Source organism: Streptococcus sp. SG2 (assembly GCF_030439925.1).
In the GTDB taxonomy this organism is placed as follows: Bacteria; Bacillota; Bacilli; order Lactobacillales; family Streptococcaceae; genus Streptococcus; species Streptococcus gordonii.
On sequence record NZ_JAQFJD010000002.1, the window covers coordinates 75,669 to 98,103 of the forward strand.

General features: G+C 40.7%; 19 protein-coding genes. 17 read left to right on the top strand and 2 right to left on the bottom strand.

From position 1 onward, the window contains the following. Positions 1–135: 135 nt before the first annotated feature. From PCY09_RS04285 to PCY09_RS04365, 17 genes are all read left to right on the top strand, one after another. The gene (locus tag PCY09_RS04285; protein ID WP_011999604.1) at positions 136–267 is read left to right on the top strand and encodes a teichoic acid D-Ala incorporation-associated protein DltX; all 132 of its coding nucleotides are present in this window, start codon (positions 136–138) and stop codon (positions 265–267) included. Between the two features lie 21 nt (positions 268–288). Beyond that, positions 289–1,836: a D-alanine--poly(phosphoribitol) ligase subunit DltA gene (gene dltA, locus PCY09_RS04290; protein WP_045634522.1), complete on the top strand. Its 1,548-nt coding sequence runs from the start codon at positions 289–291 to the stop codon at positions 1,834–1,836. Next, positions 1,833–3,080, top strand: a complete 1,248-nt coding sequence (dltB, locus tag PCY09_RS04295; protein ID WP_125396756.1) for a D-alanyl-lipoteichoic acid biosynthesis protein DltB — start codon at positions 1,833–1,835, stop codon at positions 3,078–3,080. Before dltA ends, dltB begins: the two co-directional genes overlap by 4 nt. A gap of 20 nt (positions 3,081–3,100) precedes the next feature. Continuing rightward, on the top strand, positions 3,101–3,340 hold the full coding sequence (dltC, locus tag PCY09_RS04300; RefSeq protein WP_005591431.1) for a D-alanine--poly(phosphoribitol) ligase subunit DltC: 240 nt from the start codon (positions 3,101–3,103) through the stop codon (positions 3,338–3,340). Beyond that, positions 3,333–4,601 (top strand): D-alanyl-lipoteichoic acid biosynthesis protein DltD, encoded by a 1,269-nt coding sequence (gene dltD, locus PCY09_RS04305; protein WP_125396757.1) that lies wholly within the window; start codon positions 3,333–3,335, stop codon positions 4,599–4,601. Before dltC ends, dltD begins: the two co-directional genes overlap by 8 nt. A 109-nt stretch (positions 4,602–4,710) precedes the next feature. Continuing rightward, entirely contained in the window at positions 4,711–5,196 is a 486-nt protein-coding gene (locus PCY09_RS04310; RefSeq protein ID WP_061596331.1) for a GNAT family N-acetyltransferase, read from the top strand. 326 nt (positions 5,197–5,522) lie between these two features. Beyond that, positions 5,523–5,810 carry a WXG100 family type VII secretion target gene (locus tag PCY09_RS04315; protein ID WP_011999608.1) on the top strand — a complete coding sequence of 96 codons (288 nt, stop codon included), beginning with the start codon at positions 5,523–5,525 and terminating at the stop codon, positions 5,808–5,810. A gap of 78 nt (positions 5,811–5,888) precedes the next feature. Further along, positions 5,889–8,903, top strand: coding sequence for a type VII secretion protein EsaA (gene esaA / locus PCY09_RS04320; protein ID WP_061596328.1), 3,015 nt, complete (start codon positions 5,889–5,891; stop codon positions 8,901–8,903). 6 nt (positions 8,904–8,909) lie between these two features. Beyond that, a complete protein-coding gene (gene essA / locus PCY09_RS04325; RefSeq protein WP_061596327.1) occupies positions 8,910–9,365 on the top strand; it encodes a type VII secretion protein EssA in 456 nt (151 codons plus the stop codon). A 73-nt stretch (positions 9,366–9,438) separates the two neighbouring features. Continuing rightward, positions 9,439–9,687, top strand: a complete 249-nt coding sequence (locus tag PCY09_RS04330) for an EsaB/YukD family protein (RefSeq protein ID WP_011999611.1) — start codon at positions 9,439–9,441, stop codon at positions 9,685–9,687. Beyond that, the gene (essB, locus tag PCY09_RS04335) at positions 9,680–10,933 is read left to right on the top strand and encodes a type VII secretion protein EssB (RefSeq protein WP_061596325.1); all 1,254 of its coding nucleotides are present in this window, start codon (positions 9,680–9,682) and stop codon (positions 10,931–10,933) included. The genes PCY09_RS04330 and essB overlap by 8 nt, the downstream gene beginning before the upstream one ends. Positions 10,934–10,952: 19 nt before the next feature. Next, the gene (essC, locus tag PCY09_RS04340) at positions 10,953–15,368 is read left to right on the top strand and encodes a type VII secretion protein EssC (RefSeq protein WP_125396758.1); all 4,416 of its coding nucleotides are present in this window, start codon (positions 10,953–10,955) and stop codon (positions 15,366–15,368) included. Between the two features lie 12 nt (positions 15,369–15,380). Beyond that, positions 15,381–15,716: a hypothetical protein gene (locus tag PCY09_RS04345; RefSeq protein ID WP_061582603.1), complete on the top strand. Its 336-nt coding sequence runs from the start codon at positions 15,381–15,383 to the stop codon at positions 15,714–15,716. A 19-nt stretch (positions 15,717–15,735) separates the two neighbouring features. Next, entirely contained in the window at positions 15,736–17,913 is a 2,178-nt protein-coding gene (locus PCY09_RS04350; RefSeq protein ID WP_125396759.1) for a hypothetical protein, read from the top strand. Continuing rightward, positions 17,914–18,918, top strand: a complete 1,005-nt coding sequence (locus tag PCY09_RS04355; protein ID WP_125396760.1) for a hypothetical protein — start codon at positions 17,914–17,916, stop codon at positions 18,916–18,918. Positions 18,919–18,986: 68 nt separating this feature from the next. Continuing rightward, positions 18,987–19,991 (top strand): hypothetical protein, encoded by a 1,005-nt coding sequence (locus tag PCY09_RS04360; protein WP_125396761.1) that lies wholly within the window; start codon positions 18,987–18,989, stop codon positions 19,989–19,991. Continuing rightward, positions 19,969–20,334, top strand: coding sequence for a hypothetical protein (locus PCY09_RS04365; RefSeq protein WP_061594266.1), 366 nt, complete (start codon positions 19,969–19,971; stop codon positions 20,332–20,334). Before PCY09_RS04360 ends, PCY09_RS04365 begins: the two co-directional genes overlap by 23 nt. Positions 20,335–20,768: 434 nt before the next feature. Here PCY09_RS04365 and PCY09_RS04370 read toward each other — a convergent pair whose 3' ends face one another. Together PCY09_RS04370 and PCY09_RS04375 are read right to left on the bottom strand one after the other, a co-directional pair. After that, entirely contained in the window at positions 20,769–21,596 is an 828-nt protein-coding gene (locus PCY09_RS04370; RefSeq protein ID WP_082307298.1) for a Cof-type HAD-IIB family hydrolase, read from the bottom strand. Between the two features lie 32 nt (positions 21,597–21,628). Further along, positions 21,629–22,375, bottom strand: a complete 747-nt coding sequence (locus PCY09_RS04375; protein ID WP_061582607.1) for a DeoR/GlpR family DNA-binding transcription regulator — start codon at positions 22,373–22,375, stop codon at positions 21,629–21,631. Positions 22,376–22,435: the final 60 nt, after the last annotated feature.

Consider the following 22,435-nt stretch of genomic DNA (forward strand, 5'->3'; position numbering starts at 1 on the left):
ATGACTTGTCAAGAAAATATATAAAAATTTTATATATAAATTTTTTCACTTAGAAACAAAATAGATTTAGGATTGAAAACTGGGTGAATAAAATGGTAAAATAGAGTATATTTATTGAATGATTTGGAATGACGAATGAAAAAACATCAAACAATTTACACTTTTTTGTGGAGAACCCTGCTTTATTTTGTTATCTTTTTAGCACTTCTCTATTTCTTTAGTTACCTGGGCCAAGGCCAGGGTGGCTTTATTTACAATGAATTTTAAGATTAAAAGAGGTATCCTTTCGTGACGAATACGACCATTAACGATATGATCGAAACAATTGAGCACTATGCTCAGACACAACCAGACTTCCCTGTATACAATGTATTGGGGGAGGTTCATACATACGCTGACTTGAAGGCTGATTCAGATTCGCTAGCAGCTAAGATTGACAGTCTAGGTCTACCTGCTAAATCTCCTGTCGTGGTCTATGGGGGCCAAGAGTATGAGATGCTTGCGACCTTTGTAGCCTTGACCAAGTCAGGTCATGCTTATATTCCGATTGATAGTCATTCAGCTTTGGAGCGCGTGGCAGCAATTGTAGAAGTTGCTGAGCCAAGCTTGATCATTGCAATTGCAGACTTTCCTATGGAAGTAACTGTTCCAAGCCTGAGTTTAACAGAATTACAGGCAAGCTTTGCTCAAAAGACAGCTTATGAAATCACTCATTCTGTCAAGGGAGATGATAATTACTACATCATCTTTACCTCTGGAACAACAGGAAAGCCCAAAGGGGTTCAAATTTCCCACGACAATTTGCTGAGCTTTACCAACTGGATGATTACGGATAAAGAGTTCGCAACACCTGCGCAACCGCAAATGTTGGCGCAGCCTCCGTACTCTTTTGACTTGTCTGTGATGTACTGGGCGCCAACTCTGGCTTTGGGAGGAACGCTGTTCGCCCTTCCAAGTGCTATTACGCAAGACTTTAAGCAACTCTTTGAAACTATTTTGAGCTTGCCAATTGCTATCTGGACCTCAACACCATCTTTTGCTGATATGGCCATGCTTTCAGATGATTTCAATAGCCAAAAGATGCCAGGACTGACTCATTTCTATTTTGATGGAGAAGAGTTGACGGTCAAGACAGCTCAAAAATTGCGCGACCGTTTCCCAAATGCTCGTATCATCAATGCTTATGGACCGACGGAAGCAACAGTGGCTTTATCAGCTGTAGCAGTTACTGATGAGATGTTAGCAACCATGAAACGTCTGCCAATAGGCTATACTAAGGAAGATTCTCCAACCTTTATCATTGATGAAAACGGCCAGAAACTTCCGAATGGTGAGCAAGGAGAAATTATCGTTTCTGGTCCAGCTGTGTCCAAGGGTTATATGAACAATCCAGAAAAAACAGCAGAGGCTTTCTTTGAATTTGAGGGCTTGCCTGCTTATCATACTGGAGATGTGGGTTCTATGACTGATGAAGGACTCTTGCTTTACGGCGGACGGATGGATTTCCAGATTAAATTTAATGGCTACCGCATCGAGCTGGAGGATGTTTCACAAAATCTTAATAAATCAAAATACATTGATTCCGCAGTGGCTGTGCCTCGCTATAACAAGGACCACAAGGTACAAAATCTTTTGGCCTATGTTATCTTAAAAGATGGGGTGGCAGAACAGTTTGAGCGTGAGATTGATATTACAAAAGCTATTAAGGAAGACTTGGAAGATATCATGATGTCTTATATGATGCCATCTAAATTCCTTTATCGTGAATCCTTACCTCTGACACCTAATGGTAAGATCGATATCAAGGGCTTAATCAGCGAGGTCAATAACCGATGATGGAAATTTTAAAACAACTTCCTCACCTGGAACCTTATGGCGATCCCCAATATTTTGTATATATTATCTTAGCAGTTCTACCTATCTTCATCGGGCTCTTCTTTAAAAAAAGATTTCCGCTTTATGAAGTCTTGGTAAGCCTAGCCTTCATCATCTTTATGTTGGTTGGACCCGATCTGACTCAGTTTCTTGCCTTTATCTTTTACGTAGTTTGGCAGACCTTTTGGCTCTTTCTTTACAAGTTTTATCGGAAAAGATGGGATAATAAGTGGGTCTTCTATCTGCATGTTTTCCTGGCAATTTTGCCCTTAACGATTGTGAAAGTCACACCAGCTATTCAAGATCACCATCAGTCCTTGCTAGGTTTTCTAGGGATCTCCTATCTGACCTTCCGCTCTGTTGGTATGATGATGGAGCTACGAGATGGGGCTCTGACAGACTTTAGTCTTTGGGAGTTTTTGCGCTTCATGCTCTTTATGCCCACCTTCTCTAGTGGGCCGATTGATCGCTTTAAACGTTTCAATGAAGATTATGTTCAGATTCCTGACCGAGAAGAACTTCTTAATATGCTTGAGAAAGCCGTGCACTATATCATGCTAGGTTTCTTGTATAAGTTTGTCCTGGCTCATATCTTTGGACATTTGCTTTTGGGACATGTCAAGACCTATGCACTTTATATTGGTGGTTTCTTTAACCTAGGAACTTTGGGTGTTATGTATGTCTTTGGTTTGGATCTCTTTTTCGACTTTGCAGGCTATTCTATGTTTGCGGTGGCCATTTCCTATCTAATGGGGATTAAGAGTCCGATTAACTTTGACAAACCATTTCTCTCTCGGGATTTAAAGGAATTTTGGAATCGTTGGCATATGAGTCTGTCCTTCTGGTTCCGTGACTTCGTCTTTATGCGAATAGTCATGGTCCTGATGCGCAACAAGGTCTTTAAAAACCGAAACGTTACCTCGGGAGTGGCTTATTTGATCAACATGACCATCATGGGCTTTTGGCATGGAGTGACTTGGTACTATGTGGCTTATGGAGTTTTCCATGGCTTTGGTCTGATTATTAATGATGCTTGGATTCGCAAGAAAAAGACCATCAATAAAGAACGAAAGGTCAAAGGCTTAGCACCTTTACCGGATAACAAATGGACTCAAGCTCTTGGTATGGTTATTACCTTCCATGTTGTTATGCTGTCATTCTTAATCTTCTCAGGATTTTTGAATGATCTTTGGTTTAAAAAATAAAAATAAATGAGGAAAATACAATGGATGTAAAAGCAGAAGTAATTGAAATTATCGATGAATTATTTATGGAAGATGTCTCTGACATGATGGATGAAGATTTGTTCGATGCAGGTGTCCTAGATAGCATGGGAACAGTTGAATTGATTGTAGAATTGGAAAACCGTTTTGATATTCGTGTGCCAGTCTCTGAATTTGGTCGCGATGACTGGAATACAGCCAATAAAATCGTTGAGGGTGTAACGGAGCTTCGTAATGCTTAAACGATTATGGCTGATTTTGGGGCCAGTTTTTTGTGCGCTACTGTTGGTAGTTGCCTTGCTATTTTTCTATCCGATAAACTACAATCATAATTATGAGAGTGAAAAGCGTTCAGCCGTCACTTTAACGGCAGAAAATTTCAAAAATCGAACCCAAAAGAGTAAGGCTTTGACTGATGAAGAACATCGTTTTGTCCCTTTCTTTGGTTCGAGTGAATGGCTACGCTTTGACAGTCTGCACCCGGCTGTTTTAGCAGAAAAATATGACCGTTCTTACCGACCTTATTTCTTAGGTCAACGTGGAGCGGCCTCTCTCAATCAGTACTTTGGTATGCAGCAGATCCTGCCACAACTGGAAAATAAAACAGCTGTCTATGTGGTATCCCCCCAGTGGTTTACCAAGAAGGGATATGATGCTTCGGCTTTCCAGCAATACTTTAATAGTGATCAGCTGACCAGCTTTTTGAGGCAACAGAGCGGGGATCGTGCCGCCCAATACGCAGCGCAGCGTCTACTGCAGCTTTATCCTAACATTGCTATGAAAGATAATGTTCAAAAATTGGCCAATAGGCAAAAATTGACGAGTTTTGATCGTTCTTTTATCCGTTTTATGGCACGGATCAATCGGCGAGAGGATGCTTTTTTCAGCAATTTTGTCGCAGCTAATAACGACAATTATGAAAAATTTGTATTGTCTAAGCTGAAGAATCTGCCAGACAAATTTTCTTATGATGCCTTGGAAGAGGTCGGAACAGAAGAAGCTAAGAAAAACACTAGTAGCAATGATCTTGGAATTGAAAACAAATTCTATAAGAATCGTCTAAAAAGAGCCTTGAAACGTCTCAAGGGTTCTCAGCGGAATCTATCCTATGTGCAATCTCCTGAATACAATGATTTGCAATTGGCTCTGGATCAGTTTGCTAAATCTAAGACCAATGTTCTCTTTGTGATTCCTCCGGTCAATGCCAAATGGATGGAATATACGGGGCTGAGTCAAGAAAAGTATCAGCAGGCTGTTGAGAAAATCAAATATCAGCTGACCGAACAAGGTTTTAATAACATTGCTGATTTTTCGAAGGATGGCGATAAGTCTTACTTTATGCAGGACACCATCCATATGGGTTGGCTAGGTTGGCTTGCTTTTGATAAGGTCGTGGATCCATTTGTGGCAAATCCACAGCCTGCGCCGGCTTACAAGCTCAATGACCGTTTCTTTAGTCCGGAATGGGCCCAATATACTGGTGAACCAGAAGAATTTAAATAGTATTCTTTCAAGATGGGGACTGGGACAAGAATGTTTCAGTCTCCTTTCTTATAATGTAATGATTGGAAAGGATCAAGAAGCTAGCCATCATTCAATAAAGGAGGAAAAGATGAAGATACGTCTATCCAAAGAAGAAGATTTAAAAGCTATCATGGAGATTTATGATCTGGCTCGCAAGTTTATGAAAGAGCAAGGAAATCCAACTCAGTGGGGAGAGGATTATCCTAGCAAACTTTTAATAGAAGCAGATATAAGCTCTCATCAGTCCTTTGTTGTAGAGGAGGATGGAAAGATAGTTGGGACTTTCGCTTTTATCATAGGAGAGGATCCAACTTATCAAGTCATTGAAAAGGGAGCTTGGCGTTCGACAGCGTCTTATGGAACGATCCATCGTATCGCTTCAAACGGCCAAGTCAAAGGTATAGCTCATCAGGTTTTTGATTTTTGCTATCAGGAGATCCCCCATCTACGTATCGATACTCATGCAGATAATAAGCCCATGCAAGCAGCTATCTTATCTTATGGATTTATTGAGTGTGGTGTCATTTATGTAGCAGACGGAAGCCCTCGGTTAGCTTATGATTACTATCGGTAAATGAAGGCATCTGCTGAGGAGCAGGTGTTTTTTCAAGAAAAGGACTTGGCGATATTACTAGCCTTCTGCCTCTCAAATTTTTTCATACTGGTTTTCGGGTGCTCTTTTGTCTTACCTATTTTTAAAAATTTGCCGACTTATTTGAAGATAGGGCGAGAAAATGATGTTATTTTAAGAAAGAAAATAGGAAAAAAGGTAGAGAAAATTCGGAAATAATACGGATGAAAAGTATATTTTCAAAAAAAATGTATAAAATTCACAGAAAAATGTTGCAAGCTACAATTTCTTATGATAGAATATACAAAACAAATAAAAAGGAGAACGTTATGGCTCGGATTAAATTAACTCCAGAAGAATTGCGTGCTTCAGCGCAACGTTACACAGATGGTGCAGAAAATGTGAATCAAGTTCTTTCATCTCTTACGAATGAACAAGCGATCATTTCTGAAAACTGGGAAGGTTCAGCTTTCCAAAGCTTTGAAGAACAATTCAATGAACTGTCTCCAAAGATTAAAGAATTTGCACAATTGCTTCAAGACATTAACGCTCAGTTGGTGAAAGTTGCTGATATCGTGGAACAAACTGACCAAGATATTGCAGCACAAATTCATTAATTTTGAATAAGTGGCTTTAGTAGGAAGGCGAGGGCCTTCCTCTTTTTAGTATCAGAAAGAAAATTAAAAAGCGAAAGAATGAAGAATAAAAAAATCTTTAAATATATCGGCAATAGTCTCTTAGTGGTTTTGCTGTTTACGATCGTTACAATTTTAAATATATCTGTACAGAATAATACGACAAGCAGCGATAAAACAAAACAAAAAACGAGTCAACAAACTAAATTAAACGTAGCCATTGTCAATGAAGACCAAGCTGTACGTGTGGATAAGAAAGAGTACAATCTTGGGGCTAGCTATGTAAAAAATATTGAACGAGATAATTCCCAAAATTGGTTTGTCGTGACACGCGGGGCAGCCGATGCAGGTTTGGAAAAAGGAACTTATCAGCTAGTCTTGACCATTCCGAGCGATTTTTCAGAAAAAGTACTGGATGTGAACAGTATTAATGCGGATAAAACAACCGTGACCTATAAGGTTAATGCGGCTGGAAATCTGCAGGTGGAAAATGAGGCAAACAAGCTAGCGAAAGATATTGTGGCAGATTTGAACAGCCAGTTGGTTGATATGTATATGGCTAGCATTTTAAGTAACCTTTATACTGCCCAGAAAAATGTTCAAGCAAGTTCACAAGTTCAAGCGACCAATATTGGCAAGTATAAGACCAATCTATTGGATACAGCTATTAATTCAAAAAATATTTTTCCGACGCTTTACAGCATGACCAATTCATCAGTAGATGCTAATAACATGCTGAAATCAAATTTGGAGAATTTCACACAGTCATTTGATACTCTTGGAACGTCCCAGACAGCTTATGACAATAATTTTAGTAGCTTGCTCAAGCAAAGAGGTGAAGATCAGATTAGCTATGCGGCCTTTATGGATCAGCTGATGTCTATGAGCCGTGATTCATTGAGCTCAGAAACAAAGAAGCTTTATGATGACTTGCAAAAGCAACAGGAAACACTTGGTAAGCAGATTGGCTCGTCAGAGAGCAAGGATGCAGCAGATGCGAAAACCTATACAGGTCTGGCAACAAGTGTTTCTCAGAAAATTGAAGATTTAGAAAAAGATCTCAAAGCTGAACGTGATAAATTCAAAGAACACCAAGATAACATAAAGGACTTTATCACGAAAAAATTGGCGAGCTACTATGGGGTTGAATCTGGGGACAAAGTCACTCTAAATCAAGTCTTCGAAAAAGGGGGCTTAAAGGATTTAGAGAACTCTGAGAGCTCAATCAAGGCTGAACTAGCCAATGCTATCGCTGCTTTGCCAGCAGAAGATTTCAGTGGAAAGACATTTAATGCTTTTGGCTTGTCTATTACTGTGCCAAGTATTAACTATGCTGAGCTTAAGGAGTACGGGACTCCTAGTGACGGGACAAGTTCTGACACTCTCAACCAATTGGCAGCTAAAGCAGTGACAAGCACTGACGCAGTTGATGGCGCTGTAGCCAAGGCTAAGGTTTCTTGGCAAGCGCCAGATGGTGTGACAGTAGATTCAGTGTCCTACAATGGTAGCACTGTAACAGATGGCCAAGAAATTAATCTTGTAGAAAACGCTAAGTTTGATATTCGTTATAGCGTCAAAAGTGCATCATCTGATACAAGTGATAGCGATGCCACTTCTGCGACAAATACTCAGATCTCAATCACCCTCAATGGTGTACAGTCGGCTACTGCAGCAATTGATATTCAAGGAGTTCAGCAGGCGGCGGCTAGTTATGGTATGCAGTCTCAGAGAATTGCCTCAGCCTATCAGCAGGTAGATTCTCTTCTTAAGGTTTATTCTACAATAGAACAATTGAAAAAAGGGGACATGGCAGATGCCTTGACTCAACTTCTATCAGAAGCGATCAATGCTAACTTGAAAGATTACAACGATAGTCTTTCTCAAGCGAACAGTTCCTCAGATGACAAGGATCATAAAGAAACAGGTGTTCGTCAAAAATTAGACGAGACCTTGAAAGATTTGAAAGAAACAGCTCCTGAATTGAAGGAAAACCTAGAAAAAATTGCACTTAGCAATAAGGAATTAGGAACAGCCATCGATGGTCAGCTAAAACAATATGAAAAGCTAAGAGAAAGCTTGTCTGAAATTGCTACATCTCAGACTGCTAGTACAGCAGCTTTGGCCAAAACGGACTCTGAACTGTCTTCACTTAATTCTGAATTCAGATCTTTGTTAAGTACGACTTCAGGCGTTAAGGCTTCATCTCAAAGCAATGTTCAGGCGGCTGAATCTGCGAATCAGATTTTCAGTAATTTCCATCGGGAATTGGCGAATGCTCAGGGTAACACAGAAAAATTGTCTAGCGATGCAGAAACTTTGATGGCAGAGTTTAATGAAGAATTAGCAGCGAATGGGAACTTTGTAGAATCCTTTATCAAGGTACTCAATAACGCTTATGAAAATGGCGTGCCAAATGAGGTTCTTCTTAAATTCTTATCTAGTCCAGTAGCGCAACGTTCTTCATCAGTGAAAGCAACAGTCAATGTCTATCGTCCATTCACTTGGATATTGCTCCTAGAAATTGTGAGTCTCTTTACAGCTTATCTTTTTGCGACACAGAATATCGTTCGCAAAGTCAAAGACAAGTTCAAGCTAGACAAATTGCACGATACAGATATTACGACAGTTGGTGTCCTATCCAGCTTAGCCTTGACCATTGGTTTAGCAATTGGGATTATCTCAAGCATTCAGCTCTCAGTTGGTCGTGAATATGTGCCATCTTGGGTACTCTTGCTAGTATTTGCCAGTCAAATTCTTGTCCAAGGGCAGTATTTCTTATTGAAACATCTCCGTGTTGTCGGTATGGGTCTTGCCTTCTTTATGATGATTAGTTTTGTTTATCTATCCAATGCTATTGGAACAACGGCTAGTCTGACAGGCTTCCCAGCCTTCATCAAGGACTTGAATGCACTGTCTGTTTTGGAAAATCTACTCTCAGCTTACTTTGACGGGCAAGCAGCAGGCTTCTTTGTCTTCTTTGCTCTCTTAATTGTTTTGGGCTTATTAGCAGCAGCTAATATCTTTGTCAAACCCAGAAGTTTTCAAGGAACAATCAGTCAAACCCAGAAAGTATAATAGGATATGAAAAAATTAATTCTCTTGCTTTTTACCGTAGGGGTGTGTGCAGCAGTCTCAGTGGCTGCTGCGGACGACCTCCAAGATAATAGTTTGCAAATCGATAACTCCAGACTTGAGAGAGAAGAGGAGTTAAATTTTGGTGCGCAGTCGGAACGGATTAAGGCGCTTTTTAATGCCGCAGATCAAAAGAAACTGCAGGAGATACAGCATGATCAGAATAAACAGTTGGCCACAGAAGGGGGACAACTGTTTTCTGCTATACAGGGGCCAGTTAAGGAAGCCAAAGAAAAGCAGTTATTTCAGTCAAGAAGCCAAGCGGTTTCGAAGTTAGAAATTAGCCAGAGAGAAGATGGAACCACTAGCTGGGGAGATTTTTTGCCAGGGGTTGTCTATATTGGCCTAGTCGTCCTGTTGGTTGGGATTACAGCCTTTATCAGCTATAAGGTGGCTACGGACTGACTTTCATAAGTGGACCTTTAAAAACTAAAACTCATGACCAGATATGAGATTGTAAATTAGGAGAATTGAGAGAATGAAGCAACATATCAATATAACCCTACGCCTATCAGATAGGGATGTCGATATTCGAATTCCTCGACGGATTGAAGTACGTCGGCTGATTCGAGAAATAGATAGCATTTTTGGGCCAGAAGTAAAAAGGCCAAAATACCAGTTGAGAATTATTAATAAAGGCTTGCTACTTGATGAGGGCAAGTACCTATCAGATTATCCAATTACAACAGGAGATTTAGTAGAGATAGAGGAGGCATCAGGTGACTGAGGAAAAATTTGTATACGGAGAACAAACCTTTACCTATGAGAAAAGTGACAAGGAATGGAAATTAAGTTTACGCCGTTCAGATGTGGCTACGCAAGACTTACGAGAGTTACTGATTTTGGATTTACACCATCCGCTCTTTTTGGAGCAGACCATGGATGCGGATGAAGATGGCTTAACTTTTACCTACCAGCTAGAGCCACATAGTCTCAGCTATGAAGAGGTTAAATCTCGTCCAATCTCAGAAAGAATCCGCTTGGCTCTCAATGTCTTTGCTCTTGAAGCTGCTTTGGAGCTACCAGTGACTTTTCTTCTTCATCCGAGCAACCTCATGATTACCAAGGATGCTCAGGCTAAGATTGCCTATCGTGCGGTTCCAGGTATTATGACACCGGAGGCACTGACTGCTGAAGATTTCTTGCGCCAGGCCAAGTGTTTTGCTGCGACTTTGTTTGCGGATGTGGACTTTATGGAACTCTACAATGGATCTTTGGAGTTGGAAACCTTACCAGACTTTTTGGTTGAACTCCGTGAAGCAGAAGACCAGACCGCTGCAGTGGCAGTTCTAGAAAAGGCTTATCTAGATAAGACCAAGGAAGAAAAAGCGACTCTGATTCAGGTGTCTAGCAGATGGCATCGGGTTTTCAAGTTGGCATCTATCTGGCTGTCAGTAGCTGTTGTCCTTTTGATCATTCCCTTGATTTATCTCATTTTCCTGCAAAATCCTTTTAAAGAAAAGCTTCTGCAGGCAGATACTGCCTTTATCAAGGTCGATTATAGTGGTGTTATCACTGAGTTAGAAGGTATTGCCCCTTCTAGTCTTCCAACGACTCAAAAGTACGAATTGGCTTACTCTTATATTCAAGGACTAGAATTTTCATCTGATCAAAAGAAGGTCATCTTGAATAATGTGAGTCTTAAATCGGATGAGCTCTACCTGATTTACTGGATCCAAATCGGTCGCAACACATTTGAGGATGCTTTGGATACAGCCAAGCGGATTAATGATAATGACCTCATCCTTTATGCTTTGGCACAGGAAATCAAGCAAGTACGAGAAGATGACAAGCTATCAGGTAAGGATCGAGAAAGCAAGCTTAGCTCGCTGGAAGGTGAATACAAGAAGTACTGGGATAGTCGGAGCGAACTACTGACAAGCGATTCAAGCTCAAGCGACTCTAGTGAAAAGGAGGCTTCATCTACAGAAGCTTCAAGTTCAACTGAAACCAGTGCATCTAGCAGTCACTAAGCAGGTCAAGGAGTAAAAGATGACAAAACAAGTAATTTTCTATACCCAGGGCCTGCGTTATGAGGTTGAACCCACAGAAGGACGCCAGCTTCTTCTTGGGGCCAGCGAAAAGGCTCAGGTCTATCTGCCTCAGCAGGAGGAGGACATTCGACTCAAGGCTGATGGAGACGAGGTTTTCTACCAGTTTGGGGAGGAGACAGGCCTCTTGACAGATGGACTGGTACTGAATCAAATCCGTTTTTGCCTTAGAGATAAAACTCCGACAGTTTATGATCTTTTGGACCAACAAGAGCTACGGATCGGTGCTCAGAGTGGCTCTAGCCTTCAAGTCTCTGATGATTCAGAATTGCTCTTGCAAAAAAACGGAGAAAACTGGCATTTAACCAAGTTCAAAGGAACCTTTTATCGAAATAACATTTTAGAAAAACAAGACCAGTTGCAGCTTTCTTTTGGAGATGAGCTCAGCTTTGGCGCTGTAACAATCAAAATCTATCCAGATGAAGTCTGGCTGAGTGGTCCCGTCCAAGCAGCCAAGGTTCTATCTCTGCGAGGAGCATCTCGCTACGGCTTTTACCCGGACTATCCAGACTATCATCGTTCGCCACGGATTATCTATCGTGGATCTGAAGATAAGATGGTCATTAATCCTCCAGGTAAAGAGCCCGGCAAACCAAATGATGAATTGCTTAAGCTCATTGTACCGCCCTTGCTGATGATTGGGGTTGTAATCCTGATTACCCTTATCCAGCCTCGGGGGATTTATATCCTCGCGACGATGGCCATGTCTGCAGCTAGTATCGTCTTTTCTGTCAGGACCTTCTTTAAAAATCGGAAAAAATACAAGGCAGACAAGAAAGAGCGCGTGGATCTTTACCGTCTCTATCTAAAAGACAAGGCTATTGAGCTGACTGACTTGGAACGCAAACAGCGTCAGGGCATGCTTTATCACTTCCCTAAGGTGGAAGAGCTGACTGAGTTAACTCAAGGTTACAGTCACCGTATCTATGAAAAAACACCGCTCCACTTTGACTTTTTGACTTATCGTCTAGGCTTGGGGCAGGTTCCGACTTCTTATCAGTTGACCTATGGACAGCAGGAGAGAAGTGGGAAGAAAGATGCGCTTGAAGAGGAGGGCTTCGCTCTTTATACCAAGCATAAAAAAATCCCTGATTTGCCGATTGTAGCAAATCTTAGCCACGGGCCAGTTGGTTATGTCGGACCTCGCAATCTAGTCCTTGAACAGCTCCAGCTCTTGGTTATGCAGTTGAGTGTCTTTCATTCGTATCATGATGTGCAGTTTATTACCATCATGCCAGAGGAGGAACGGGACCAATGGAACTGGATGCGTTGGTTACCACATGCAAGCTTGCAGGAAATGAATGTGCGAGGCTTCGTATACAATCAGCGTACTCGTGACCAAGTACTCAACAGTCTCAATCAAATCCTGAAACTCCGTAAGACTCAAAGAGATGAGGCAAGTCGCCAAGAGACGACTCTCTTCAGCCCTCACTATGTGGTCTTAATTACTGATGAAAAGCTGATTTTGGATCACGTCATCATGGAGTTTTTCACAGAAGACCCGACAGACCTAGGCTGCTCACTTCTCTTTGTCGAAGATGTGATGAGCTCCCTATCTGAAAATGTCAAAACCGTCATCAATATCAAGGACCGCAATATCGGACAGTTGGTTATGGAGGAAGGGATTCTCAAGGAGACCAACTTCCGCTTGGATCACTTCCCAGACGGCTATGATAAGGAACAAATTGCACGGACCTTGGCACCGCTCAACCACTTGCAAAATCTCAAGTCTTCTATCCCTGATACAGTTACCTTTATGGAGATGTATGGGGCTGAAAGCTTTGCGGACTTGAAGGTCTTAGACAGATGGAAGAGCCATGCTCCTTACAAGAGCTTAGCCGTGCCAATCGGCCTTCGAGGCAAGGATGACCTAGTGCAACTCAACCTCCACGAGAAGGCTCATGGACCGCACGGTTTGATTGCGGGGACGACTGGTTCTGGTAAGTCTGAGACTATCCAGTCTTATATCCTGAGTCTAGCCGTCAATTTCCACCCGCACGATGTGGGCTTCCTACTCATTGACTATAAGGGTGGAGGAATGGCCCATCTCTTTAAGAAACTGCCTCACCTGCTAGGGACCATCACCAACCTAGATGGGGCCCAGTCTATGCGGGCCTTGGTTTCGATCAATGCGGAGCTAAAACGCAGACAGCGTCTCTTTAACCGTTATGAAGTAAACCACATTAACCAATACCAGAAGAAATTTAAAAATGGCGAAGCTAAAGAACCTCTGCCCCACCTTTTCCTCATCTCAGATGAATTTGCAGAGCTTAAGGTCAACCAGCCAGACTTTATGAAGGAGCTGGTTTCTACGGCTCGGGTCGGGCGTTCCCTCGGTGTTCACTTGATCCTTGCCACTCAAAAACCATCTGGGGTCGTGGATGACCAAATCTGGTCCAACTCTCGTTTCAAGCTAGCCCTCAAGGTAGCAGACCGGAGTGACTCCATGGAAATGCTCCATACACCAGATGCAGCAGAAATCACACAGGCTGGTCGTGCTTACCTGCAAGTCGGCAACAACGAAGTCTATGAACTCTTCCAATCAGCCTGGTCAGGAGCAGATTACCAGCCGGACAAGGATGAACTGGGAATCGAAGATCACACAATCTATCGTATCAACGACCTAGGCCAGTATGAAGTCCTCAATCAAGACCTCTCTGGACTGGATCTAGCCGATGAAATCAAGGAAGTACCGACAGAGCTTGATGCCATCGTCGAAAATATCCAGCTCTTGGCAGAGAACCAAGAGATCGCTCCCCTACCACAGCCGTGGCTACCACCGCTCCGTGAGCGCATGACACTAGATGAGCTTGAAGCGGTTGATTTCCATAAGGAATGGAATAAGAAGCCAAGTGATCTCGAGCTTCTCATCGGGATGGCGGATATCCCGCAAGCACAAAAGCAAGAGCCAGTCTCTATCAATCTATCTAAGGATGGAAATATCCTCTTGTATGGTAGTCCAGGGACAGGGAAGACGACCTTCCTGCAAAGTGCAGCGATGGATCTGGCTAGAAAGTACAGTCCAAAGGATGTCACACTTTACTTGATGGACTTTGGAACGAATGGGCTGGCGCCTTTGAGCCATCTACCTCACGTAGCAGATACCTTACTTTTAGACCAGACGGAGAAAGTGGCTAAGTTTGTCCGAATCATGGAGCGAGAGCTCAATCGACGGAAGAAACTCTTGTCTGACTACGGTGTAGGGACCATAGACCTCTACCGTCAGGCTAGTGGCCAAGAGGAGCCGACAATTGTCATTCTCTTAGATAGCTATGAAGCGATGAAGGAAGAGCCATTTGAAGCAGAGCTCTTCAAGATCTTGATGCGGATATCTCGCGAAGGTCTCAGCATTGGTGTCCACTTAATCATGACAGCTGGTCGTCAGTCCAACCTGAGAGCTACCCTCTATGCCAACTTCAAGCATCAGATGACTCTTAAGCAAAATGATGTTGGTGAAGTTCGTACCATTCTAGGGAGCACACCGCTTGCGGCGACCATGGAAGACATCAAAGGACGTATCCTCATGAAACGGGATGAAGTTGATGTCGTCCAGCTCGCCTTGCCAGTCGCAGGTATCAGTGACGCACAAGTCATCAATAACCTACGTACAGAAGTCGCTCGAATCCAAGAAGCCTGGACAGGCGAAACACCACAGGCTATCCCGATGGTACCTGAGGAGTTGACAGAGAAGGACTTCTATAGTCGGGCAGATGTTTTGAAGCTTCTATCTCAAGAAATTATTCCTTTAGGGTTAGATATAGAAACTGTCAAACCAATGGGTTGGAATCTAAAGCAAGGGTCTTTTGTATATGTAGCCAATATTGAGGAGCAAATGAGAACAATGACGAAACAATTTTCTATTGTTTCATCAAAAATTAATTCTAATGTTTATATTATCGCTCCAAAGTATAACTTAATACCTGATCTTGATGGTTACACAATTGTATCTGACCCCGAAAATGTGAAAGATTTTATAGAGGCAGTTGAGTTATTAATTTCTGAACGTATGGAGGATCAAGAAAAAGATTTACATACAATCATAGTTATATATGATATGTCTACTTTAGTAGGAGATTTAAATCACCAGCTACAAGATAGTCTAGCTAATATTATTAAAAATGGTCATAAAGTGGGCTATCCGGTATTTGTTGAAACCGATAATCAATTAAGTAAAAAAATTGATTATGCATCCAAAACGGTTCTTCGCATAAAACAAGGTTTAGTTGGATTGAGACTAAATGATCAGTATGTCATAGACGTTTTATCTAAACCTCTTAGAGAGGTGGCATTAGATGAGCAGATTCACTATTTTGTATCACATGGACAGGCAAATAAAATTAAAGTATTAATGGAATAGAAGGAGAAAAAAATGACAAGTAAAGAAGATAGGGTAGCAAGTATTAAAGCAAAATTAGATGCTCTTGATGGAGAAATCGAAGCTCTAAAAGCAGCCCAAAAAGCTTTAAATGATACGAATACTAAAGTAAGTTATAAACCTGACAAGACGAATGTGGATAATTTAAAAGGGAAAAAATATAAAGAAGAAACTGCAGATGAGAAAGATTATTTAGAAGGGCTAGAAAAAGACTTTTCAGCAAAAAAGAGTGAGGTCGATGCAAAACTAACTACTAAAATCAGCACATTAGAATGGGACAAGACTTGCGTATCATTCGAATATACATTAGCAAAAATAAATCCATTTTAAGAAAACGGAGGGAAATGTCATGACAGATAAAATTAAGGTTAAGGGCAAAAAGTACATGTCAGAGAGTTCAGAACGCAAAGAACTATTTGCGACAGAGTATGAGGCGGCAGTAAAGAAGGGCTATCAAGAATTCATGTTGAAGATAGAAGATTCAGAAGCTGATGCTGTCACGGCTTTCTTAAATCTACTAAATGAGCTACAAGAAATGGTTTATGAAGTTTATCCGCAAACTGTTAAAAAATATGCTAAAGTTTTAAGTAACTATGTATCAAGTCTTGAATCTGCTGGATTTAATGATGATGAATTAATCCAGTCTATCAAGGGAGATAATGATAGCGTTCAAGCTAAATTGAAAAAAGAACAATATGACGAAGCAGAAACAGTCAAAAAAGATTTACAAGCTAAATTAGATGCTGCGTTAGATTTGCTGAATGAACCTAAGAGTGATTTTAAGGGATTTGAAGATGGGTTAACTACATCGCTGAATAGTTTAGCAAGTAATAGAAATCAAACTCATGTCGCACTATCTGGTGCTCAAGATACTGCGATTAAGGCGCTTCAAGAGTTAGCGGGTATTTTCACGAGATTGAGAGATGCGATGGCAAATGCGAAGCATATTCATGTAGTTAGTGTTGATGAGATTGCTGGCTATATGGAACTTAAAAAATTGACTGCTGAAAACATGGGAGATCTTGAAGCAATCCAGGATGAAAATGATGGGAAAATGCTTGCAGCTGCATATTCTAAAGACCCCTTTAACGAAATGGCAAAAGTACCATCTAAAGGTGTCAGTGTATCTATGATGACAATCGTTAATAGAACCCTGTTTGGTACGATGAAAGGAGACTTAGATCAAACAACTCCCGAAGAATTAAATGATATAAAATCTTTCGTAAATACTTTATTGAAAAATAATTCAGTAGAAGATGTTCAAAGTTATATGGATAAATTAATGGAAGCAGGAGATCGATTTGGCATATCATTAACAGCTGTTGGTGTAAGTAAGATGCCTGGTTTTCCTAAAAGAAAGGAGAACGAATCAGATGACTCTTATCAAAAACGGATAGATGATTTTATAGCTACTCAGGAAAAAATGACGCCTGAATTAAGAAAAATACAAAAGGATGTTGAAAAAGCGAATGCTTTGACAAATCTGTATTCGGCAATCTATGTCAGAAAGATGGGACATGTTCCTAATAAGATGCCGCATGGGGGGACTTATGAAGAAAAAAGTTCCATTGATAATCTAAAAATGGGGAATGGAAATATCACTTTTGATGAAATTAAGAAAAGCCAAACAGAATGGAGAACATTTCCTGATAAGCGTGAAACAGTTACTGTAGGGGTCTTTGATACTTATGGAGAAGGTGAAGGACGTAAAATGGCTGCCGAATTGGAGAAAATAGAAGAGAAACGTCTAAAAGCCAATCTGAAATTTGTTAGTGATGTAATAAAGACAGGTGGATACTTAGGTGGACCTGAGACTGTAGCGGTTACTCAAGCTATAGGGGCAGTTTTAGATACCGCTGCAAACTCTGATGGCCCTTCTAATGCTAGAGATGCTGTAGCTGGTTCTACTGGTTTATTACCTAAAAAATATCAAGCTCCAGTTCGTTCTGGCGCAGGTCTTGTCAAGGCATTTGCTACCTATCATTCTGCTTTAGAACAAATTGACGAAGATAAGAAAAATTCCGAACAAAAAGCATTCAATTCGTTTAACGACGTTGGAGGAGGAAGTGTGTCAACTGGACTTGAAGGAAACCAAAAGGTAATCTCGACACGTTTTTCTTCAGCTTTTGATTTGCAGTCTGCTCTATCTTATGCAGACTATCAAGAAAATGGCTTGCGAAACATCGTTTATCAACAGGCTTTGGCTGAAACGGGTAATAAGAAACAAGCACTAGACAGTTTAAAAGCCTTTGATGAAAAGATGAAAGACGCCAAAATTTATAATAGTACGGTGACAAACTTTATTAAAGGGGATAACATTATTACACCTAAGCCGTCTGAGCTTTTAAATGCGTTTAGTCAAATTCAAGATGAACAGATTATTCCTTCGAAAGAATATTGGAATGAGTATCAGGAATTAAATTTAAAGGGTAAAACTAATGATAAAATAAAGTACCGTACAGGAGAGGATATCCGAATCCAACATAATCAGCTGTTTGATCGTTTAGTTGGTTCAGGAGGACAATAAATGAATAAAAGAAAACAATTTATTTTAGTGATAGCTGTCTTATTAGTAGCTTTCTGTAGCTTTGTTTATCTAAAAAAACAATTCTTTTCTCCTTCCAAGCCAAAGGAAGAGTCCAGAAAGGAAACGCTTGTATTTGATTCTTCGCTGAAAGATATTACTCTAACAAAAGATGGGCGCTATGTCTTAGTTAGTCCTAATACTTCAAAGTGGCATTCTAATAATTTAAGAATTAGTCAGAACTACGTAGTCTCAACATTTATAACTTATGAGCACTTTTATGAAAAAAAGAATACCCTACCATCCGGTAAACTCAAAAAATTTGATATTATCACTTATGATTTACGTAAAAAAAATTTCGTTGAAAAGCGCATAGACCTCAAAAAGGCCGTAGAAGAATACGATTCAGATTACGGCTTGAGAGATAATGGGGCCATCCAAGAAGTTGGTTTTAGTTTCTATTTTGAGGGTAAAGATTATGTACGGATTTATGTATCAAAAAGAAAAAATTTGGAAGAAACAAAAGGCTTAGTGCTAAATCTGGAAAATGGGAAATTGACAGAGCTTAGTGAAGCGATGGAAGAGGTGCTTCTCGCACAAAATAGTTTCCCTTCCCTATCCAGAACCAATCTCGATGATATTCTATATTTTAATGGATTTTCAGCTTCAAACAATTTAGGTTATATTAATGATAAAAAGGAGAACAAGATTGGGCAGGATATTAACTTTAGCCATGAGTTTCCTGACTTGGTCAAGCGTTTAAAGAAAAATAGAGTTACAAAAATTCTGTATCGAAGAGGCTTGGTTTCTCCTGCAGATTACTATGAAGATCTTCGCCATTGGTTTGCGCCAGTTGGTCAGGATAAGCTAGATATAGTCGCAAAGGATTATGAAACGAACGAAGAAACTCCTTTAAATAATTACCAAGAATTCATTGATTGGTCCAAAGCGGAAGCTCAAAAAGCACAGGAAAGCATAAACGCAAATAGGAAAAAAGAGGCAAATTAATATGCCACAAATTTGCGAAACATCGGTTATCAACAGGCTTGGACTGAAACGGGTAATAAGGACAATAAATGAATAAAAGAAAACAAATTATTTTAGTGATAGCTATCTTACTAGTAGCTTTCTGTAGCTTTGTTTATCTAAAAAAACAATTCTTTTCTCCTTCCAAGCCAAAGGAGGAGTCCAGAAAGGAAACGCTTGTATATGATTCTTCGCTGAAAGATATCACTCTAACAAAAGATGGGCGCTATGTATTAGTTAGTCCTAAAGATGTAAATTGGCAATCCAATGATTTAAGGATGAGTCGTAACTACGTAGTCTCAACATTTATAACTTATGAGCACTTTTATGCAAAAAAGAATACCTTACCATCCGGTAAACTCGTAAAATTTGATATTATCACTTATGATTTACGTAAAAAAAATTTCGTTGAAAAGCGCATAGACCTCAAAAAGGCCGTAGAAGAATATGATTCAGATTATGTTTTGAGGGATGATGGGGCCCTCCAAGAAGTTGGTTTCAGCTTTTATTTTGAGGGTAAAGATTATGTACGGATTTATGTGTCAAAAAGAAAAAATTTGGAAGAAACAAAAGGCTTAGTGCTAAATTTGGAAAATGGGAAATTGACAGAGCTTAGTGAAGCGATGGAAGAGGTGCTTCTCGCACAAAATAATTTCCCTTCCCTATCCAGAACCAATCTCGATGATATTCTATATTTTAATGGATTTTCAGCTTTAAACAATTTAGGTTATATTAATGATAAAAAGGAGAACAAGATTGGGCAGGATATTAACTTTAGCCATGAGTTTCCTGACTTGGTCAAGCGTTTAAAGAAAAATAGAATTACAGAAATTCTGTATCGAAGAGGCTTGGTTTCTCCTGCAGATTACTATGAAGATCTTCGCCATTGGTTTGCGCCAGTTGGTCAGGATAAGCTAGATATAATCGCAAAGGATTATGAGACGAACGAAGAAACTCCTTTAAATAATTACCAAGAATTCATTGATTGGTCCAAAGCGGAAGCTCAAAAAGCACAGGAAAGGATAAAAGCAAATGGGAAAAAAGAGACAGATTAATACAGATCAAATTTACGAAACATCAGTTCGCTTAGATGCGGCAGTAGCGTCAGGAGGTCAAAATGATGCTTCAGAGTGGGTTGATGATGAGTCTACAGAATTATTTTCAGACTGCAATACCTTATTGGATGAGGCTTCAGCAGATATTCATACTACGGTAGAGAATCTTAATAACTACTTAAATTCTGTAGCAGCAGAATTTGAGAAAGCTGATTCAAAAATGGCCAAATTAATTTCTGCAAATAATGGATTGGAATCTATCCCAATGGAAGATAAAAATATTGCAGAAAAGAATAAAATTCGCTCGAATGATTATTATAATCAATTGAAAAAGAGCAAGTAATCATTATATTTTCATCCTATTTTATCTTTCATATCGTAATAGGATACAGGAATGATTTCTCTTAGGATGAGGGATTCTTCTCTAGCGCTTATTGGCTGTGCAGTCAGCCATTCTTCACGAGATGCATAGAACGGAAAAAGATAATCTATCTAAGAAATAGTATGCCTGGGGCTTTTTCTTCAGGCCTATTTCTATTTGAGGTTACTATTCCACCTGAACATCAATTCAGGTGGTTTTCTTTTACCTACCTTATCTCAGGCTCTATCCAGCACCTATTTTTCATATAGTATCATAAAGAAAATTTCAGGTGATGCACTAAGCCTAAAACAAAAAACAAGCTAAAAGGACTTAGTCCTAGCCAATGTAGAACTAAATCCTTAATTCAAATTATTATGCTGATTTTTAGGGTTGGATATCTGAGTCATTTCGCAAACTCATCCGAGGACATACTCTTTGATGGCTTCTGCGACTCCGTGCTCATTGTTGCTTTTGGTGACGGCTTTTGCCTCGGTTTTGACTGCTTCAGGGGCATTACCCATAGCGACGCCGAGTCCTGCCAGTCGTAGCATAGGAAGGTCATTGAAGTTGTCTCCGATTGTCATGACCTCTTCTAGTGGCACTTGGTAGTGCTGGGCAATTTCGTACAAGGCTTGCTCCTTGGAGACATGCTTGGCCGTGACTTCCATATAGTTGTCCTTAGAGAGATAGAAGGCTGTCTTGGGAAAGTCTAAGGTCTGCAGGTAGTCATGGAGTTTCTGGATGACAGGCGCTTCATCAATGAGGAGTAACTTGTGAGCAGGCATTAGAACATCCAGCACTGGCATTAGAACATTCTGAATTATCGGCTGCTCACCTGTAATAGAAGCCTCTATCTGCACCCACTTATCCAGACGGTCAGCAATCCAATCCTTGCCAGAGTAGAGATTGATGGACACACTAGGAAATTCAGACTTGACCAGTTCTAGAAAAGTGCGGATCTCTTTCTTGTCCAGAGGGTGCTCGATAATGGTCTCGTAAGCTTGCGGATCACCCTTGATGACCAGAGCACCGTTGTAGCAGGCCAGTGGATTATCTCCCAGCCCCAGCTCACGGGCAATGGGCTCCATACCCAGAGGAGAGCGGGCAGAAGCCAGTACGAAGGGGATTTGTTCTCGGTTCAGTAGGGGAATGATGTCTTTGAGCTCAGGATCTACTTGGTGCTGGTTGTCCAAAATGGTACCGTCAATGTCGCTGATAATCAGGCGAATCGCTTGTTTTGTCATGAGGCGTCCTCCTATGTGTCTAATGAATTGATTTAATAAAGTATTTTAACCTTGTCTCCAAGCAGTTCTTGAACTTCAGGGCTGGGCTCTTGGTCCGTGATCCAGTAGTCAAAGTCGCTGATAGGCCCCAGGATGTACTTAGACTCTTTCTGCCACTTGTCTTGCTCAGCCAGCAGAATCTTAGTCTTGGCATGCTTCAAAGCCAGTCTTTTCAGGTGAGCATCAGCCTCGTCTTCAAAGCTGACTAGGCCATCAGAAACACTAGCTGCCCCGATAAAGGCAATGTCAAAGGAAACTTGCTCTAACAGCTCTGCTTCATTGAGCGCGTAGTAGAATCGGTTTTTGGGATAGAATTTTCCACCTAAGAGATGAAAGTCCACTTTGTCCTGACTACTCAGCATGATCGCATTATCCAGCGAGTGAGAGTAGATTGTCATAGGCTCCTTGATGCGCTGTGCCAGATGGAGAACGATGGTTGAGACATCAAAGAAGGCAATCTGCCCCGGCTTGAGAAAGTCGTGCGCTTTTCGCGCTATATCCTTTTTTTCTTGGCTCAGCTGCTTGAGACGGTCGTTAAAGGAAGGGATTTGCCGGCTAGTGTCCAGCGGGATAATACCTCCATGAGTGCGTTGCACAAGCTTACGCTCGCTCAAAATCGAAAAATCTCGTCGGATGGTATCTTTAGAAACCTGAAAATGCTCAATCATATCCTTGGCTGATAGCTGTTTTTTCTCAGCCAAGAGCTCTAAGATTTCAGCCAAGCGTTGTTCTTGGTACATACTAGTCCCTCCCTGTTTGTCTAAAAAGAGTATAGCACAGAGATTAAGTGTTTTCAAGTT

Bases quoted from the DNA above. Each gene is read 5' to 3' on its own strand.
- PCY09_RS04315 (WP_011999608.1), top strand. From the start codon at position 5,523: ATGGCTCGGATTAAATTAACTCCAGAAGAATTGCGTGCTTCAGCGCAA.
- PCY09_RS04285 (WP_011999604.1), top strand. From the start codon at position 136: ATGAAAAAACATCAAACAATTTACACTTTTTTGTGGAGAACCCTGCTT.
- PCY09_RS04360 (WP_125396761.1), top strand. From the start codon at position 18,987: ATGAATAAAAGAAAACAAATTATTTTAGTGATAGCTATCTTACTAGTA.
- dltD (WP_125396757.1), top strand. From the start codon at position 3,333: ATGCTTAAACGATTATGGCTGATTTTGGGGCCAGTTTTTTGTGCGCTA.
- PCY09_RS04365 (WP_061594266.1), top strand. From the start codon at position 19,969: ATGGGAAAAAAGAGACAGATTAATACAGATCAAATTTACGAAACATCA.
- dltB (WP_125396756.1), top strand. From the start codon at position 1,833: ATGATGGAAATTTTAAAACAACTTCCTCACCTGGAACCTTATGGCGAT.
- PCY09_RS04330 (WP_011999611.1), top strand. From the start codon at position 9,439: ATGAAGCAACATATCAATATAACCCTACGCCTATCAGATAGGGATGTC.
- PCY09_RS04370 (WP_082307298.1), bottom strand. From the start codon at position 21,596: ATGACAAAACAAGCGATTCGCCTGATTATCAGCGACATTGACGGTACC.
- PCY09_RS04350 (WP_125396759.1), top strand. From the start codon at position 15,736: ATGACAGATAAAATTAAGGTTAAGGGCAAAAAGTACATGTCAGAGAGT.
- esaA (WP_061596328.1), top strand. From the start codon at position 5,889: ATGAAGAATAAAAAAATCTTTAAATATATCGGCAATAGTCTCTTAGTG.
- essC (WP_125396758.1), top strand. From the start codon at position 10,953: ATGACAAAACAAGTAATTTTCTATACCCAGGGCCTGCGTTATGAGGTT.
- PCY09_RS04355 (WP_125396760.1), top strand. From the start codon at position 17,914: ATGAATAAAAGAAAACAATTTATTTTAGTGATAGCTGTCTTATTAGTA.
- PCY09_RS04375 (WP_061582607.1), bottom strand. From the start codon at position 22,375: ATGTACCAAGAACAACGCTTGGCTGAAATCTTAGAGCTCTTGGCTGAG.
- dltC (WP_005591431.1), top strand. From the start codon at position 3,101: ATGGATGTAAAAGCAGAAGTAATTGAAATTATCGATGAATTATTTATG.
- essA (WP_061596327.1), top strand. From the start codon at position 8,910: ATGAAAAAATTAATTCTCTTGCTTTTTACCGTAGGGGTGTGTGCAGCA.
- PCY09_RS04310 (WP_061596331.1), top strand. From the start codon at position 4,711: ATGAAGATACGTCTATCCAAAGAAGAAGATTTAAAAGCTATCATGGAG.
- PCY09_RS04345 (WP_061582603.1), top strand. From the start codon at position 15,381: ATGACAAGTAAAGAAGATAGGGTAGCAAGTATTAAAGCAAAATTAGAT.